This is a genomic window from Collimonas pratensis (assembly GCF_001584185.1).
GTDB classification, from domain to species: domain Bacteria; phylum Pseudomonadota; class Gammaproteobacteria; order Burkholderiales; family Burkholderiaceae_D; genus Collimonas; species Collimonas pratensis.
The window spans coordinates 3,981,740-3,998,984 of the sequence record NZ_CP013234.1 but is presented as its reverse complement, the minus strand read 5'-3'; the positions used below and the strand labels follow the sequence as shown (position 1 = coordinate 3,998,984).

Below are 17,245 nucleotides of genomic sequence, written 5' to 3'. Positions count from 1 at the left end.
GGGCAATATAGTGAGTTCGAGCAAGCCTTTCACGGTCATCATCCCGGCGCGGCTGGCTTCCACCCGCCTGCCCAACAAGCCGCTGGCCGATATCGGCGGCAAGCCGATGATCGTGCGCACCGCCGAGCGCGCGGCGCAATCCGGCGCGGTGCAGGTGATCGTGGCCACCGACCATGCGGAAATCCTGGCGGTGTGCGCGCAACACGGTATCGCTGCGCGTCTGACGCGTTCAGACCATCCTTCCGGCACCGACCGCATCGCCGAAGTGGCGGCGGCGCTGGGGCTGGCGGCCGATGCCGTGGTGGTCAACGTGCAGGGCGACGAGCCGATGATCGATCCGGCCCTGATCGCGGCAACTGCCGCCTTGATCAATGCAGAGGTGCCGATGGCGACCGCGGCGCATGCGATCGAGGCGGTGAGCGAGGTATTCAATCCGAATGTGGTCAAGGTGGTGCTGAACCAGGCCGGGCGCGCCCTGTATTTTTCACGGGCGACGATTCCCTGGCACCGGGATGGTTTTGCGCAATCGCAACAGAGCCTGCCGGCCGGCTATCAGCCGTTGCGGCACATCGGCCTGTACGCCTACAGCAATGGTTTTTTGCAAACCTATCCGACGCTGACGGTGTCGCCGCTGGAACAGATCGAAGCGCTGGAGCAGCTGCGGGTGCTGTGGCACGGCTACCCGATTGCGGTGCATATCGCGCCGGCGGCGCCGGCAGCCGGGGTCGATACGCCGGAAGACCTGGAGCGGGTGCGCGGTTTTTTCACGGCATGATTCACTGTATAAAATGCGGGGAAATGTCGGGAAATTATCGTTGAACCAACAGAAATCGCGCCCAAAGCGCGCTGTTTGGTAAAATTGTATGGTAAGTTTCATGCAAAGATAGCGTGATATAAATAAGCATCTCAGGAGACGTCGCTGCCAGTCCGCTGTGCGCCGTCGCCACAATCAATTCAAAACTCACCTTAGGACTTTTAACATGCGCCTCATCCTTTTAGGAGCGCCTGGTGCCGGTAAAGGCACGCAAGCGACTTTCATTAAAGAGAAATTCAACATTCCGCAGATTTCGACCGGCGACATGTTGCGCGCAGCAGTCAAGGCTGGCACGCCGCTCGGCATCGCAGCGAAGAAGGTGATGGACGCAGGCGGCCTGGTGTCCGACGACATCATCATCGGCCTGGTCAAGGACCGCCTGAAACAGGCGGATTGCGCCAACGGCTATCTGTTCGACGGCTTCCCGCGCACCATTCCGCAGGCAGATGCCATGAAAGAAGCGGGCGTCTCGATCGACTACGTGCTGGAAATCGACGTTCCCGATAGCGCCATCATCGAACGCATGAGCGGCCGCCGCGTGCATCTGTCCTCGGGCCGCACCTACCACGCCAAGTTCAATCCGCCGAAAGTGGCGGGCAAGGACGACGTCACCGGCGAAGACCTGATCCAGCGCGACGACGACAAGGAAGAAACCGTCAAGAAGCGCCTCTCTGTGTATCACGAGCAGACCGAAGTGCTGGTCAACTACTACGGCGACTGGGCCAAGGCCGGCTTGCCGGGCGCGCCCAAGTATCGCAAGATCGCCGGCGTCGGTCCGGTCGAGCAGATACGCGACAGCGCGTTTGCGGCATTGGAAGCATAAACAAAAGCGGACTCCGGTCCGCTTTTTCTTTTAATCAATACTTTCTGGCAAACTCATTTAGAATCAATCTTAGAATAAATCAAAGCTTCAATCGTCAGTCAGCAACCAGATAACGCCAGCCCAAGCATCTTCTGAAAATAAAAGGGCAACGAAAAATTTTGCATTACGCAGTATCGGCCGGGAATCGCAGACGCCAGATTGGTGTTCGCAGAGACCGGTGAAATGGTGTGATTGTCTTATTTTGTCGTGCAGCCGTTCGAAAAACAGGAGGAGTCAATATGGCATCAAGTCTATGGTTTGCCGTCGTTTGCGGCATCATTGCCGTGATCTACGGGCTGGTCTCACGCAGCTGGATATTGAAGCAGGATCCCGGTAATCCGCGCATGCAGGAAATTGCCGCCGCGATCCAGCAGGGCGCCGCTGCCTATCTGGCGCGCCAATACCGCACTATCGCCATCGTCGGCGTGGTGCTGTTCATTGTCATTGCGCTCTTGCCCGGATTGGGACTGGTGACGGCTGCCGGTTTCCTGATCGGCGCCGTGCTGTCGGGCGGCTGTGGTTTCATCGGCATGAATGTCTCGGTGCGCGCCAACGTGCGTACCGCCCAGGCTGCCACCAAGGGTATCGGGCCGGCGCTGGACGTTGCCTTCCGCGGCGGCGCCATCACCGGCATGCTGGTGGTGGGACTGGGGCTGCTGGGTGTGACCTTGTCTTTTCTGTGGCTGCTGGCATTCACCGGACCTTCCAGCCAGTCGCTGCATGACGTGATCCGGCCGCTGATCGGGCTGGCATTCGGCGCTTCGCTGATTTCGATTTTCGCGCGTCTTGGCGGCGGCATCTTCACCAAGGGCGCCGACGTCGGCGCCGACCTGGTGGGTAAGGTGGAAGCCGGCATTCCAGAGGACGATCCGCGCAATCCTGCGGTGATCGCCGATAACGTCGGCGACAATGTCGGCGACTGCGCCGGCATGGCGGCCGACCTGTTTGAAACCTATGTGGTGACCTTGATCGCGACCATGCTGCTTGGTTCGCTGCTGGTGCACGGCGCTGAACTGCAGGCGGTGCTGTATCCGCTGGCCCTGGGCGGGGTTTCCATCCTGGCCTCGATCGTCGGCTGCTCCATGGTCAAGGCCAAGCCGGGCAAGAAAATCATGTCGGCGTTGTACACCGGCCTGTGGTGGGCGGCGATCCTGAGCCTGGTCGGCTTTGCAGTGGTGACCTGGCTGATCCTGCCGGAGCCGATGCGGATCCCGCTGATGGGCTCGGCCTTCATCGGCATCGTCCTCACCGGCCTGATGGTCTACATTACAGAGTACTACACCGGCACCGATTTCAAGCCGGTACGCCACATCGCGCAAGCCTCCACCACTGGTCACGGTACGAATATCATCGCCGGCCTCGGCGTGTCAATGAAGTCGACTGCCTATCCGGTGCTGGCAGTGTGCGTCGCCATCCTCGCGTCTTACTGGCTGGCGGGTTTGTACGGCATCGCCATCGCCGCTACCGCCATGCTGTCGATGGCGGGCATCATCGTGGCGCTGGACGCCTATGGCCCGATCACCGATAACGCCGGCGGCATCGCCGAAATGTCGGGCTTGCCGGATTCGGTGCGGGCGATTACCGATCCGCTGGATGCGGTCGGCAACACCACCAAGGCAGTCACCAAGGGCTATGCCATCGGTTCGGCCGGCCTGGCAGCGCTGGTGCTGTTCGCCGATTACACGCATGCCCTCGATTCGGTCGGCAAGAGCACCGTCTTCGATCTCTCTAATCCGCTGGTGATCGTCGGCCTCTTCATCGGTGGCCTGATTCCCTACCTATTCGGCGCGATGGCGATGGAAGCCGTGGGCCGCGCGGCCGGTGCGGTGGTGGTCGAAGTGCGGCGCCAGTTCCGCGACATCAAGGGCATCATGGATGGCACCGGCAAGCCGGAGTACGACAAGGCGGTCGACATGCTGACTTCGTCGGCGATCAAGGAAATGATCATCCCGTCGCTGCTGCCGGTGGTGGTGCCTATCCTGGTCGGCCTGATCCTTGGCCCGGCGGCGCTCGGCGGCCTGCTGATGGGGACCATCGTCACCGGTCTGTTCGTGGCGATTTCCATGACTACCGGTGGCGGCGCCTGGGACAATGCCAAGAAATATATCGAGGACGGCAACCATGGCGGCAAGGGTTCAGAAGCGCACAAGGCGGCAGTGACCGGCGACACGGTTGGCGATCCATACAAGGATACGGCCGGTCCGGCGGTCAATCCGCTGATCAAGATCATCAACATCGTGGCCTTGCTGCTGGTGCCGCTGTTGCCGGCGAGCGGCATGAACCAAGCGGTTGCAGGACAGGAGGTAGTGCTGGTGCCAGTGCCGGTTACCGCACCGGCTGTCGTCGCCGATAACGGCGCCGGCGCTTCAGCAGCGGCTGCCGCAGCATCTGCGGTCATCCATTTTGAGTCGGGTAAGTCGGAAGCGCCTGCGGACACCAGCGAGAAGCTGGCGGCCGTGATCGAAGCCGCCAAGGCCAAGCCCGATGCCAAGGTAGTGGTGAGCGGCTTCCACGACACTACCGGCGATCCAGCCAAGAATGAAGAAATCTCCAAGGAACGCGCCAAGAGCGTCAAGGCGTTGCTGCTGATAGGCGGCGTGGCTGAAGATGCAATCGTGCTGGAGAAGCCGCAGGTTACCACCGGCAGCGGCGACAATGCAGAGGCGCGGCGGGTCGAGGTGAACGTGCGCTAAAGCGGAGTTGGAGCAGGCGGGGCAGCACGACGTAGGATGGGCAGATTTTCTGCCCACGCTGGATTCGCTCCTCGAATGATCGATGTTCCGCGTGGGCACAAGTGTCCACCCTGCGAGTCTTGTGCCGGATGCATGAGAGCGAGATGGCCCCCCCCCAAAAAAAAAATAAGTCACAATAAAAAAGGACACCGCGCGGTGTCCTTTTTTTTTATCGGTGCTGCTTGCAGCCGTTTATTTGTTTACCTTGCAGGCGGTATCGGTATCCCAGCGTCCTGAACAAATCCGCCAGCGGCACAGCTCGCCTTCAATCATGCCCAGCTGCCGGCAGCGTTGCAGCAGGCCGGCGGTACTGTCGCCGTTCTTGCGTTCGACGATATCCGGTCCGCCGTCAGCGGTGTTTTGCGCCAGCACAGGTTCAGCCGCCTTCTTCTTGGCTTGCTGTTTGGATTTTGCTGTCTCTTTGGCGGGTTTGGCCGGCTCGTTCACGCTGTCGCCGTGCGACACCAGCGCGGTCAGGATATTGACGTCGCTGTCGGGCGGCGTGCTGGCTGCTTTTGCCGGTTTCTGGGCAACGGCTTTTTTCTCCGGCACATTGCGGTTCACCAGCGGCGCATTGACGCTCTTGGCGGGTGCTTTTGCTTTTGCCGGCTTCGGTTCTTCCAGCGCTTTTTTCAGCGAGGTAGCGGTAACCGGCACGCCTGCTTCCAGGCTTTCGGTCAGCTTGGCGCGCGGATCGGCTGGTGTCTCGTCAGTCGTTGCATCGGTTTTTTCAGCGTGAGCGGCCGGATCGTTTTCGATGACCGCCGCTTGCGATTCGGTTTTTTCAGGCGCGGGCGTATTGGCGGCAAGGACCGGAGCGCTTGCCGGCAATTCCTTTGGTGCAGCCGGCGTAGGCGCGGCCGGCGTGCTGGCCGCGGTAGCATCCTGCGCGCTGCGTTGATTCCAGGCAAAAAATCCGCCGGCGCCAATCGCTGCCAGCAAGGCCACTACGACGGCGCCGCGCACTACGCCGGATTTCTTTTGCGCAATGCCTTTCGCCGGAGATTCCTTGCCCTCCAGGGCATTCAGGATGCTTCCGCTGCTATTGTCTGTCGCCGCCGATCCCGATAACAGATTCGGTTTTACAGAGCCGCGCGCAGTTTCTTCTGGTGGTTGCAAGACACAGTTCTCCAAATGTCAGGTATTGAACGCAGATCGACGTGACGTCCAGTTTGATAAGGTATACTCTCTGACAACTAAATATGTCAACTGGCAATATATTACCAAAAAAGTATATTTTATCTTTGGTAATATTCACGAAAGGTGTTGCGTTGGTCTTAGCCGTTGCTCTTTATTTCCTACTTGCCTGCGGCATCTCAGGTTTGCTGTTGTTTCCGGCCGCCCGTGAAATTGTATTTACGGCATTACTTAAAAGGCGGCAGCAAATCGGGGCGCGCGTTCAAAACTGGAAAGAACGTCGGTCCAGAACAACAAAATCCTTTACACAAAACCTGCAAGCGTCGAGACTCTCGACTTGGCAGTTTATTAAAAAACATCATTTAATTCTACTCGCAGGAACGGCGGTTGTGCTGATTCCGCCGTTAATTGCCTGGATGTTGAGTGGCAAAGCCATGCTGGGAAGTTATGATGATTCAGGGCAAGTCGTCAATCAGCAGATCGCTGCACTATTGGAAGGGGAGCAGCTGGTGCCACCCCCGCCGTTGCCGCCGGAGGTGTTTACCACCCAGGAAGTAGCACAGGTGCGGCCGATGCTGGATAGCGCCAGCCGCAACTGGCAACAGCTGGATGCTGATTTCACCCAGCGCCTGCTGATGACTTTCAAGATCATGAAAGAGCAGCATGGCTATGACATGGTGATCATCGAGGGGTATCGCAGTCCGGAACGACAGAACGCCCTGGCGCAGATGGGTGGCAGCGTGACCAACGCCAAGGCGTTCCAGAGTTACCACCAGTACGGCCTGGCCGCCGATTCGGCGTTCATGCGCAACGGCAAGCTGGTGATTACGGAGAAAGACCCTTGGGCCATGCGCGGTTATCAGCTGTATGGCGAAGTGGCGGAGTCGGTAGGGCTGACCTGGGGTGGCCGCTGGAAAATGATGGACTTGGGGCACGTAGAGTTCCGCAAGCCCGGTGTAATGAAAAAATGAAGCAGCTCTTTTGCTGTGCAATCCAGATTTACCGTTTAGGTTGATGCAGTCAGGCAAATTTTCTGTTGCGTAATAGCAACAACGTGCAGTCATGACGCTGAATCGGCTATCGTCATGGCTGCCGATGGCAATTGCCGTTTTGCATCACTTTCAAAAGAATCGATTACTTAATTACTGATACCTATGCAACGAATTTGGCAATTTTTGACGAATACACGCACTCTGGCAATCGTCGGTTTTGTGGCACTGGCCTGTTTCCTCTTCCTCGCCGCGGATGCCTTGCAGATCGACGGCATCTGGGTCGTGATTTTCCTGGTCGCAGTCCTGCTGATCTGGGGCCTGGTCTGGCTGTTCCGCAAGCAGCGCACGAAAAAGGCGTCGCAGAACCTGAGCGACATGCTGGAAGGGCAGGCCGAGAAAGCGGTCGACAAGCCTAGTGCGGTCGGCCGCGATGAGACGGAAACCATCCGCAAACGGATGCTGGAAGCGATCTCGACCATCAAGAATTCCAAGCTCGGTGAAAAATCCGGCGCCACTGCCCTGTATGAACTGCCGTGGTACATGATCATCGGCAACCCGGCTGCAGGCAAGAGCACGGCAGTCGCCAATTCAGGCCTGCAATTCCCGCTGGCCGACAAGAACAGCAATATCGTGCAAGGCATAGGCGGCACCCGCAATTGCGACTGGTTCTTCACCACCGACGGCATTTTGCTGGATACCGCAGGACGCTATTCTGTCCATGAGGAAGACCGCGCCGAGTGGTTCAGCTTCCTCGGCCTGCTGAAAAAACACCGCAGCCGGGCGCCTATCAACGGCATCATCATCGCCGTCAGCGTTGCAGAACTGGCCGGCAACCGTCCCGAGTTCGGCATCAACCTGGCCAAGAACCTGCGCCAGCGCGTGCAGGAACTGACCGAGAAGCTGGAAGTGTTTGCGCCGGTCTACGTGATGTTTACCAAGGCCGACCTGATCACCGGCTTTACCGAATTCTTCGTCGACATGGACCGCGGTGAAAAAGACCGCGTGTGGGGCGCCACGCTGCCGTATAACAGGAAGACCAGCAGCCAGGATGTGCTGGCGCATTTCGACGAACGTTTTGACGAACTGTTTGAAGGCCTGAAAGAAATCAGCCTGGCCAACATGGCCCTGAACCGCGGCGACCGCCTGCCGCCGGGCGTGCTGACTTTCCCGCTCGAATTCGCGGCGGTGAAGAGCTCACTGCGCGCATTCATCGCCACGCTGTTTGAAGAAAATCCGTTCCAGTTCAAGCCGGTATTCCGCGGTTTCTATTTCACCAGCGCCTTGCAGGAAGGCAGCGGCATCAGCAGCTCCTCGGAACGCATCGCCGACCGCTTCGATCTCAAGCTGCAAGCGTTGGAACGTCCGGAAATCCATTCCAAGCATGGCTTCTTCCTGCTCAACCTGTTCCGCAAGGTCATCTTTGCCGACAAGGATCTGGTGTCGCAATACGCCAGCCGCCACAAGACCCGTTTGCGCTACACCATGTTCTTCGTCGCCACTGCTTTCGTCGGCCTGGCGTTGGCCGGCTGGAGCTGGTCGTATATCGGCAACCGCCAGCTGACCGCGAACGTCCAGGCGGACCTGGACAAGGCCATCAAGCTGCAAGAAAAACGGATCGACCTGCAATCGCGTTTTGAGGCCATGGAAATCCTGCAGGACCGTATCGAACAATTGCAAAAGTACGACAACAGCCGTCCGCTGTCGCTGGGTTTCGGCCTGTACCAGGGCGACCTGCTGCAGCAGAAGCTGCGCGAAGAATATTTTGCAGGGGTCAAGGACATCATGCTCAAGCCGGTGACGGCGAATATCGAATCCTTCCTGTCTGAAATGAATGCGCATGCCGGCCAGCTGGAACCAATGTCGCATCCGGTACAGCTGACCAGCACGTCAGCGCCGGCCGCGGGTGCAGCGGCCGGCCAGCCAGGCCAGCAGGCGACCGGCGGCGCTGCCGCAGGCGCCAGCGCCCAGGCTGCTGTAGCCGGCAGCAGCGGCGCCACCCAGCAATACAAGGATTCCTCGCCGACCAATGTCGAAGACGGCTACAACGCGCTCAAGACTTACCTGATGCTGAGCGACCGCCAGCGCGCCGAGTCGAGCCATCTGAACGATCAGCTGACGCGTTTCTGGCGCGGCTGGCTGGAAAGCAACCGCGGCAACATGACGCGCGAGCAGATGATCCGCAGCGCCGAGCGCCTGATGAGCTTCTACCTGTCGCAGATCAGCGATCCGTCCTGGCCGACCATCGAAAGCAAGCTGACCCTGGTCGACCAGTCGCGCGATAATTTGCGCCGCGTGGTGCGCGGCATGGCGGCCAGGGATCGCGTGTATGCCGATATCAAGGCGCGCGCCTCGACCCGCTTCCCGTCGATCACGGTGGCCAGCATCGTCGGCGATCAGGACAAGGAATTGATCGTCGGCAGCTATGCGATTCCAGGAACATTCACGCGCGACGCCTGGGAGAAATTCATCCAGGGCGCATTCAAGGAAGCCGCCAACAAGGAATTGCAGAGCGCCGACTGGGTGCTGAAGACCGCCTCCAGCGACGACCTGACGCTGGAAGGCAGCCCGGAGCAGATCCAGAAGGCGCTGGTGACGCAGTACAAGACCGAATACGCCAAGGAATGGCAGAAATTCATGCAGGGCGCGAATATCGCCGACCTCGGCGGTTTCGACAACGCGGTCAAGGCCATGAACCGTTTCGGCGATCCGTCGACTTCGCCGATCAACAAGTTCGTCAGCGCCGTCTACCAGCAGACTTCGTGGGACAACCCGTCGCTGCTGAACAGCAGCCTGGGACGTGCGCAAAGCGGCTTTGTTTCCTGGTTCAAGCAGACCATCATGCGGCAGGCGCCGTCCGGGGTTAATGTGAATGTCAACGTCAGCGCCAACCCCGACGGTTCGGCGCTGCCGATGGGCCCGGTCGGCAAGGAATTTGCCGGCGTGGCGCGCATGGTGACCGCCAAGGACAACAACGCCACGCTGATGCGCGGCTATATGGAAACCTTGTCGAAACTGCGGACACGTTTCAATCAAATCAAGAACCAGGGCGATACCGGTCCGGGCGCCAACCAGCTGATGCAGCAGACCTTGAACGGCAGCGGCTCGGAACTGGCGGATGCGCTCAAGTATGTCGACGAGCAGATGCTGGTCGGCATGAGCGATTCGCAGAAGCAGGCGATCCGTCCAATCCTGGTGCGGCCGCTGATCCAGGCTTTCGCCGTCACCATCAAGCCGACCGAGGCTGAGATGAACCGCACCTGGGCGGCGCAGGTGTACGCGCCGTTCGAGAAAACGCTGGCCGAGAAATATCCGTTTGCCGCCAATTCGAAGATCGAGGCGACCAGCGCAGAGATCGGCCAGACCTTCGGTCCGGACGGCAGCATCGCCAAGTTCGTCAATGCCTCGATGGGACCGTTGGTGGTGCGCCGCGGCGATACGCTGGCGGCCAAGACCTGGGCTGACATGGGCATTACCTTGTCGCCGACCATGGTGTCGAGTTTCTCGCGCTGGGTTGCGCCGCTGGGCGCCAGCAGCGCCGCTGCAGCCGGCGGCGGCGGAGCTGCCGCCGATGCGCAGACGGTGTTCCAGATCCAGGCGCTGCCGGCAGCCGGCACCACTGAGTACACCATCGAGATCGATGGCCAGCAGTTGCGCTACCGCAATACTCAGGCGCAGTGGACCAATTTTGTCTGGCCTAATCCACAAGGTGTGGCCGGCGCCCGCATCACGGCCGTGACGTTTGACGGCCGCACCGTCGAGATCGCCAATCAGCCTGGCCGTTTCGGCCTGGAGCGCCTGATCAACACGGCGGTACGCAAGCGCAAGGACGGTAATTTTGAACTCAGCTGGACCAATGAAAACATTACCGTGCCGATCAACCTGAAGATCATCAGCAGCCCGCAAGTCAGCGCCAAGGCGCCGGATGGCGGGGCCCAGCAAGGGCAGGGCTTCCGTGGCCTGAAACTGCCGGAAACCATCGTCGGCACGGCCGCCAGCCCGGTCAGCAATCCGGCCGCGTCGCCGGCGGCGACAGGAACGGCGGGAGCAGCGGGAGCGGTAGGAGCAGCAACGACGGCCACTGCGGCGGGCGTAGCGACTGCAGGAGGAGCAGCACAATGAGCGTTGGAGAAAAATTGGCGAATATCGGTTATTTCGGAAAGATCCCCAGCCGTGGCGATTTCATCAAGGCCACCGACAACATGCCGCTGGTGTCGATTCTCGACGAGTGGCTGGCGCAAGCCATGGACCTGCTGTCGGCCGAGCCGCGCTGGAAGATCGCCTACGACGCCGTCAGTCCGCTGCACTTCGCCTTTATCGGCCCGCGCAGCCGGCGCGCTATCGCCGGCCATCTGATTGCCAGCAATGATCAGGCCAACCGGCGCTTTCCCTTCCTCGCCGTCAGCACCATGGAAATCGACGAGCCGCAGGATTTCACGGCCAAGAGTCCGATGGCTTTTTCGCGCCTGTGGAACCGCATGGAGAGCCAGGCTTCCGAAGTGGTGGCGGCCACCGACCCGGCGATTTCCCTGCAAAACCTGACGGCCACCGGTATTCCTTTGCAGCTGGGCAGCGGCGCCTATCATGCGGCGTTCACCGATTTCATGGAAATCCAGACCGTCGGCGGACTGGAAAACATGTTGCGCAGCACCGGCTTCAAGGGTTCCTTGCGACACCTGATCCTGGCGCTGGGCATCCTGCTGCAGCCGGTGATGGAGAGCGCTTCCTCACGCCTGGAAAAGAGCCTGGTGATGCCCTTGCCGGAGGATCCGCTCTATCGCAACCTGGTGGCGTCTTACTGGCTGCACCTGATCACGCCTTTCCTGTTGCGCGGCAATTTCGAGCTGGCCACTTTCGTCACCCGCATCAACGACCGGCCGGCCATGGTGATCGGCTTCAGCGGCGCGTCGCCGCGCACCCTGCAAGCCATCATGGATCCGCAGGTGGCGCTCGAGCACCACATCTCTTTCGAGGATGCCGGCTGGGTCGAGGAGCAGGTCAGCACTGACTACAGCATCACCAAAATCGCCAGCTATCTGGCGCAACCCACCTTATCGTTAAAATCGGCTCATGATTCGTTTCGTGAAGCATTTATTGGAGCCTGACGCATGCGTTATCTGAGCATTGCCCTGACATCGTTATTGCTGTCGAACCTGGCGCTGGCACAAAATGTGGCGCCCCCGGTGGCGACACCCAAACCCGGCCAGATCCTGGTCAGCGGCACCGTGCCGGACGAAGCCAGCAAACAGAGCGCGCTGAGCAAGTTGCAGGAACTGTACGGCGCCGACCGCGTGGTCGACCAGATCTCGGTGGGTTCGGTGGTAGCGCCGGCCAACTGGAACGGCTATGTGCAGAAGCTGATCAGCCCGAGCCTGAAGCAGGTCAGCCGCGGCCAGCTGAAAATCGACGGCAACACGGTCAGCATCAACGGCGAAGTCAGCAACGAAGCACAGCGCCAGCAGATCGCCAGCGAAATCGCCGGCAACCTGAACCCGACCTACACGGTCAAGAACGGCTTGCGGGTCTCGGCTTCGGAGCAGGGTTTGCTGGATCAGACGCTGGCCAACCGCACCATCGAATTTGAAAGTGGACAAGCCACGCTGACGCCGTCAGGCATGCGCATCCTCGACGAAATGTCGGGGGCGCTGTCGAAGCTGAAGGACAAGAAGGTGGAAGTCATCGGCCATACCGACAATCAGGGTCTGCGTGCGCGCAATATTTCGCTGAGCAAGGCGCGTGCCGATGCCGTCAAGGATTATCTGACGCAGAAGGGCATCAATGGCGACCTGATCGTTACCTCGGGTCAGGGACCGGACCGGCCGATCATGACCAACGACACCGCCGACGGCCGCTCGCGCAACCGCCGGATCGAGTTCCGCGTATCCCAGTAAATAGAGAAAGCAGGGGGCTGAGTTCAGCGCCTCAGTTCTGGTCGTGCTGCTGGCCGTCTCCGTGCAGGCCCAGCAGTTCTTCGACATGCGCCAGCGAACCCGGATCCTTGATGACGGTGCGCAGCCAGTGATGGAGCGGCAGCTCGCCCCAGTGGGCGGCTTTTTCCGCGAGATAGGCGACCGGGCTGTGCGGTTCGGTGCGGCGGAAGAAATCTGCCACGTGGCGTAGTTGCATCAGGGCCTGGGTGCGATTCTGGATCGGGCCGTTGAGAGTTGCTTGCGGTTCCTGCTGCTCCACCTTGTTCACCTCCTGTTGCACCTTGGGTGCGCTCTGTCCCGAGTTTTGTCCATTGTTGGTATTCGTGTCGGCGCCATTAGCCTGCGCCGCAGGGCGAGTATTGATCCCGGCTTCCTGGGCGAAACGGGTAATGGTGCCAATCACACTCTCCAGCGCTTCCTTGACCGCAGAAAAGGCCGGACCGTCCTGGCCGACCCGGAAATCGATCGATTTTTCCAGCTGCAGCAGCGCCTGCTGGCAATAGCCGGCATCGGCCAGCAGTTTTTCGTAATAGGCGGGCGACGATTTGCGCCGCGCCGATTCGACATCCGCCATCTTGAGGCCATCGCCGCCATCGCTGTTGCCGCGTTCTTCATTGGCGGCACGGATGCGGGCGGTTTCAAAATCGATGCTGGAAAACGCTGTGCCGCGGCCTTCCGTGATCGGGATTTCACGCACCAGCTGCACCGAACGCGACAACAGCCAGCCAACGTTACCGATGCGCAGTTCCTGGTCGTCGTCGTCCGGGATCGGATACAGCATGTCCCAGAAGCGGTCGCTCAGGCCGGCCAGCAGCAGATAGCCGTCTCCCAGCCCGCGGAAATGGCGCACCTTGGCGTTGGCTTCGCTCAGCCAGACTGCCAGGCGCAAATCCTTGCTCTGGGTTTCGATCAGGCGGGCGCAGTTGTCGACCACAAAGCCCCAGTCGGCTTCTTTCAGTTCGGTGATCCACTCGCCCTGGTCCAGCGAGGGGTCGTCGAAACGACGCGCGTGCGCGATGGCGTCGAGGTCGCTGGAAAAGGACAGGTCGGCGCCGCAGGGCGCGGACTCACTGATTGGATTAAGTAATTGTTCGACAGAAAACATAGAGGCAAACCCACAAAAAAATTCAAGCTAAGAAAGGTCGCAGTCGCGGGATCCCGGGAAACTCCGCTGCGCCGCTGGCCGGGAATATATTGCAACAACAAATGAAATCTTGCCAATACATTACATGAAACATAGGACAAATGCTGGAATTTCCTTGGTGCAATCATACTCTAGTGCCAGCGTCGATTTTACAAATGATAGGCAAATTGCCTACACCGGCAGCTGTGGTTTTTCGGTAGCTTGTCTTCGATGCAGCTGTCAAAAAGGAAAAGGATATGTTTCCGTAGTAACATGTGTCCTCAGTGCATGCATCGATAAGGCGCTGTCGGCCGTCATGCGATGCTGGCGCCCGGACCGGTATGGGCACGATGCCTCATGCTGAGAAAGCGGCTGCTCCCGGCCGCTTGACGCACGTGAATTGTCATTATTTGTTAATTGGGTAGCAATAATCGCAGTGAGTGTTGATAGCCGATTATCATGCTTATATTTGAACGGCTGTGTGCTGCTGCCCCAGTTTTACTATTTTTAAGAAAGCGAGCAGGAACTATGAATCATTGGAAAAACAAACTGATCTGCAGCGTCGCCATGAGCTGCTTGATGCTGCCGCTTGCGGCATCGGCCGCGCCGGCCGCTGCCGCGGCTCCTGTTGCGGCTGATGCGGCACAGAAGAACAGCGCAGCCGACCAGGAAATCAAAGTGCTCAAGGACGTGGCGCAGGCCCGTCCAACGGAAAAAACGCCATGGGTGCGCATGACCCAGATCAAATACGATGCCGGCAGCTATGGCGACGCGGTTGCCTACGCGCTGGAAGTGTTGCAGCGCGACCCGGCCGATAAATATGCGCGCGGTGTGGTTGCTCTTGGCAGCCTGAAGCTGTCGATCAAGGCTTTGAATGACCTTAGCGCGCAGAGCGATTTGAACGGCACGGTGCTGACTGATGCGCAAAGCCAGACAAAACTGCTGCGCGAAAGCCTGGGAGAAACCGTGGTCGATCCGGCTGCGGTCGCTGAAGCCAAGCCGAAGGTTAGCCGTCCGTTAAGGAAAAAAGCCGTGCGTGCCGCTAAAGCCGCGGCGCCGGCGGATGCCGGCGGTGACGCCAAACCGTTTGGCGCGCTGCAATAAAGTAAACCGGGCGATGCCAGCCATCGCCGTCCCCATTCTTGCTGCCTCCTTGCGAGGCCCGTCCGCAACCAGCAGCCTGCTGGTTGCACATCTCCCTATCGTCACCTGCCATTCGATCAATGTAAATTATTGTTGCTGAATGTCGCATCCATCCCAAATGTCGATATAATTGCATTCCGGCAATAATGTTGCCGCTCAGTCGTTCAATGCAACATCCAGCGCATGGAAGCCCGCGCCACACTCATTCAGGATCATGGCTTGAATAGCTATCCTCGGCAAAGCCAGTCCTTTTGCGAAATGGAGAATCTCAATGTATCCAAACGCCTCTGCGATGCTGGCCCGCGTCGGCCGCTTCAACCAGGACCGGCGCCTGGTCCGTATCAAGACGCCGCTGGACGCCGACCTGCTGCTGGTGCACCGCTTGCACGGCACGGAAGCGTTATCCAAGCCCTTCGACCTGACGCTGGAATTATTGTCGCCCTACGACCAGCTTGAGCTCAAACAGCTGGTCGGGCAGCCGCTACTGCTGACCATGCAGACCAAGTCCGGCGAACGGCATTTCCATGGTTTCGTGCGCGAGTTTGCGCGCACCGGCAGCGACGGCGGCATGGCCACCTACCAAGCCCAGCTGGCGCCGTGGTTCTCCTTCCTCGATTACGCCAGCAACTGCCGCGTGTTCCAGGATCTGTCGGTGCTCGACATCGCCCAGGAAGTGTTCCACAAATACGGCCAGCTGGCCGACTACCGCTTCGACCTGATCGCCAGCCGCTATCCGAAACTGTCTTACTGCGTGCAATACAACGAATCCGATTTCAGCTTCGTCTCGCGGCTGCTGGAGGATGCCGGCATCTACTATAGTTTCGAGCACAGCGAGAGCGGCCATAAACTGGTGCTGGCCGACGATTCCACCCAATCCCTGCCGCTGGAAGGTGATGCGACGGTGCGGTTCCAGCCCAACCAGGAATTGCAAGCCAGCGACGTGCTCGACGATTGGCGGCCGCGGCGCAGAGTCGGCGCCACGGTGCACAGCATCAAGAGCTTCGATTTCAAGCAGCCGCGCAATCCACTGGCGGTGGAGCAGAAAACCGAGGTCCCACGTGGCAATCTACCGCAGTTTGAACGCTACGCCTACGACGGTTCCGCCAGCTACGGCAGCAGCGCAGTCGGCGAGCAGCTGAGCGCGGTGCGCGCCGAGGAGGCGGGCTGGCAGACCAAGCTGTTCGAAGGTTCGGGCACTTATCGCGAACTGGTCGTCGGCCGTTATTTCGACCTGCAGGGCCACTTCGAACATGAGAGCGACGACGCCGCCGAGCATCGCTTCATCGCCGTGCAAGTCAGGCATGACGCCCGCAACAATTTCGCCAGCGATTTCAGCACCGCCCAGGATTGTATCTATCGTGTCGAAGTCACCGCCTTGCGCCGCAAAATTCCTTTCCGCCCTGCGCGCGACACAGTCAGGCCACGGATGCCAGGACCGCAGACAGCAACCGTGGTAGGGCCGAAAGGCGAGGAGATCTGGCACGACAAATACGGCCGCGTCAAATTGCAGTTCCACTGGGACCGCCTGGGCCAGTTCAATGACCAGAGCTCTTGCTGGGTGCGGGTCGCCAGCCCGTGGGCCGGGGCTGGCATGGGCGGCGTGTCGGCGCCGCGTATCGGCCAGGAAGTGGTGGTCGATTTCCTCGATGGCAATCCGGACCGGCCGATCATCACCGGCCGCGTCTACAACGCCGACAACATGCCGCCGTTCGGCCAGGAAGTCAGCGGCATGCGCTCCAAGACGGTGCGCGGCGGCGGCTTCAATGAAGTCACCATGCACGATACCGGCGGCAGCGAACTGCTCAACATGCACGCCCAGAAGGATATGGCGGTGACGGTGCTGAACGACCACAACAGTACGGTCAAGAACAACAAGGCGACCACGGTCGCTGTCAACCACAGCCTGAATGTCGGCGCCAACCAGGATATCTCGGTGGGCGGCAACCGTGGCGCGACAGTGACCGGCACCGATACCCGCACCGTCACCGGCACCGATACCGCCACGGTGACCGGCGCCGTGACGCAGACCTACCACGCCGGCCAGAAACGGACGATTACCGCGGCCGGTTACAACGAAAACATCACCGGCGATTACGGCAGCACGCTGATCGGCAACTATAGCGGCAATACCAACGGCAACTGGAAAAGAGACATCACCGGTACCTTGACGCATACCGTCACCGGCGCCGTCAGCGACACCATGCACGCCGGCCGCGACGTCACGGTGACCGGCCTCGACCAGCGCACCGTTAGCGGCGAGGTGAAGGATAGCAATACCGGCCATCGTTTATTGTCGGTGACCGGCGACATGGATCACGAGGTATCCGGCACTCACACGCAGTATTCCGGCTCTAACCAGACCATTGTTTCCGGCAGCAAGGTCGACCTGATCGTCGGCGGCGCCGGCATCAGCATTGATGGCGGCGAAATCACGATTACCGCAGGTGGCTCGACCATCAAGGTCAACGGCAGCGGCGTGTCGATCAACGGCAGCAAGATCAATCTGAATAGCTAA

Annotated in this window: 11 protein-coding genes; 9 read left to right on the top strand and 2 right to left on the bottom strand. The window is 59.8% G+C overall.

The annotated features are described in order from the left end of the window. The first annotated feature begins 10 nt into the window (after positions 1-10). The 3 genes from kdsB to CPter91_RS17790 all read left to right on the top strand — a co-directional run bounded on the left by kdsB (position 11) and on the right by CPter91_RS17790 (position 4,369). Complete coding sequence (gene kdsB / locus CPter91_RS17800; RefSeq protein ID WP_061946373.1) at positions 11-775, top strand: 3-deoxy-manno-octulosonate cytidylyltransferase; 765 nt, start codon at positions 11-13, stop codon at positions 773-775. 205 nt (positions 776-980) lie between these two features. Then, positions 981-1,637 (top strand): adenylate kinase, encoded by a 657-nt coding sequence (gene adk, locus CPter91_RS17795; protein WP_061942516.1) that lies wholly within the window; start codon positions 981-983, stop codon positions 1,635-1,637. Positions 1,638-1,915: 278 nt separating this feature from the next. Next, the gene (locus CPter91_RS17790) at positions 1,916-4,369 is read left to right on the top strand and encodes a sodium-translocating pyrophosphatase (RefSeq protein ID WP_061942515.1); all 2,454 of its coding nucleotides are present in this window, start codon (positions 1,916-1,918) and stop codon (positions 4,367-4,369) included. Between the two features lie 231 nt (positions 4,370-4,600). On the opposite strand, the gene CPter91_RS17785 is transcribed toward CPter91_RS17790, so the two are convergent. Continuing rightward, entirely contained in the window at positions 4,601-5,527 is a 927-nt protein-coding gene (locus CPter91_RS17785) for a hypothetical protein (protein WP_061942513.1), read from the bottom strand. Between the two features lie 83 nt (positions 5,528-5,610). Here CPter91_RS17785 and CPter91_RS17780 point away from each other — a divergent pair, with 83 nt between their 5' ends. The 4 genes from CPter91_RS17780 to CPter91_RS17765 all read left to right on the top strand — a co-directional run bounded on the left by CPter91_RS17780 (position 5,611) and on the right by CPter91_RS17765 (position 12,425). Continuing rightward, positions 5,611-6,516 (top strand): M15 family metallopeptidase, encoded by a 906-nt coding sequence (locus tag CPter91_RS17780; protein WP_231879951.1) that lies wholly within the window; start codon positions 5,611-5,613, stop codon positions 6,514-6,516. Between the two features lie 183 nt (positions 6,517-6,699). Further along, the gene (gene tssM, locus CPter91_RS17775) at positions 6,700-10,656 is read left to right on the top strand and encodes a type VI secretion system membrane subunit TssM (protein WP_061942512.1); all 3,957 of its coding nucleotides are present in this window, start codon (positions 6,700-6,702) and stop codon (positions 10,654-10,656) included. Continuing rightward, the gene (gene tagF / locus CPter91_RS17770) at positions 10,653-11,639 is read left to right on the top strand and encodes a type VI secretion system-associated protein TagF (RefSeq protein ID WP_061942510.1); all 987 of its coding nucleotides are present in this window, start codon (positions 10,653-10,655) and stop codon (positions 11,637-11,639) included. The genes tssM and tagF overlap by 4 nt, the downstream gene beginning before the upstream one ends. A gap of 3 nt (positions 11,640-11,642) precedes the next feature. Next, positions 11,643-12,425, top strand: a complete 783-nt coding sequence (locus tag CPter91_RS17765; RefSeq protein ID WP_061942509.1) for an OmpA family protein — start codon at positions 11,643-11,645, stop codon at positions 12,423-12,425. 31 nt (positions 12,426-12,456) lie between these two features. Here CPter91_RS17765 and tssA read toward each other — a convergent pair whose 3' ends face one another. Then, positions 12,457-13,569, bottom strand: coding sequence for a type VI secretion system protein TssA (tssA, locus tag CPter91_RS17760; protein WP_061942507.1), 1,113 nt, complete (start codon positions 13,567-13,569; stop codon positions 12,457-12,459). A 546-nt stretch (positions 13,570-14,115) separates the two neighbouring features. Between tssA and CPter91_RS17755 the strand changes: the two genes are divergently transcribed. Together CPter91_RS17755 and CPter91_RS17750 are read left to right on the top strand one after the other, a co-directional pair. Continuing rightward, positions 14,116-14,691, top strand: coding sequence for a hypothetical protein (locus CPter91_RS17755; protein WP_061942506.1), 576 nt, complete (start codon positions 14,116-14,118; stop codon positions 14,689-14,691). 310 nt (positions 14,692-15,001) lie between these two features. Further along, positions 15,002-17,245 carry a type VI secretion system Vgr family protein gene (locus tag CPter91_RS17750; protein ID WP_061942504.1) on the top strand — a complete coding sequence of 748 codons (2,244 nt, stop codon included), beginning with the start codon at positions 15,002-15,004 and terminating at the stop codon, positions 17,243-17,245.

What these genes read in the sequence shown, in the direction of transcription:
- CPter91_RS17780 (WP_231879951.1), top strand. Translation starts at nt 5,611, where the DNA reads ATGTCAACTGGCAATATATTACCAAAAAAGTATATTTTATCTTTGGTA.
- CPter91_RS17755 (WP_061942506.1), top strand. Translation starts at nt 14,116, where the DNA reads ATGAATCATTGGAAAAACAAACTGATCTGCAGCGTCGCCATGAGCTGC.
- CPter91_RS17750 (WP_061942504.1), top strand. Translation starts at nt 15,002, where the DNA reads ATGTATCCAAACGCCTCTGCGATGCTGGCCCGCGTCGGCCGCTTCAAC.
- adk (WP_061942516.1), top strand. Translation starts at nt 981, where the DNA reads ATGCGCCTCATCCTTTTAGGAGCGCCTGGTGCCGGTAAAGGCACGCAA.
- CPter91_RS17765 (WP_061942509.1), top strand. Translation starts at nt 11,643, where the DNA reads ATGCGTTATCTGAGCATTGCCCTGACATCGTTATTGCTGTCGAACCTG.
- tssM (WP_061942512.1), top strand. Translation starts at nt 6,700, where the DNA reads ATGCAACGAATTTGGCAATTTTTGACGAATACACGCACTCTGGCAATC.
- tagF (WP_061942510.1), top strand. Translation starts at nt 10,653, where the DNA reads ATGAGCGTTGGAGAAAAATTGGCGAATATCGGTTATTTCGGAAAGATC.
- CPter91_RS17790 (WP_061942515.1), top strand. Translation starts at nt 1,916, where the DNA reads ATGGCATCAAGTCTATGGTTTGCCGTCGTTTGCGGCATCATTGCCGTG.
- tssA (WP_061942507.1), bottom strand. Translation starts at nt 13,569, where the DNA reads ATGTTTTCTGTCGAACAATTACTTAATCCAATCAGTGAGTCCGCGCCC.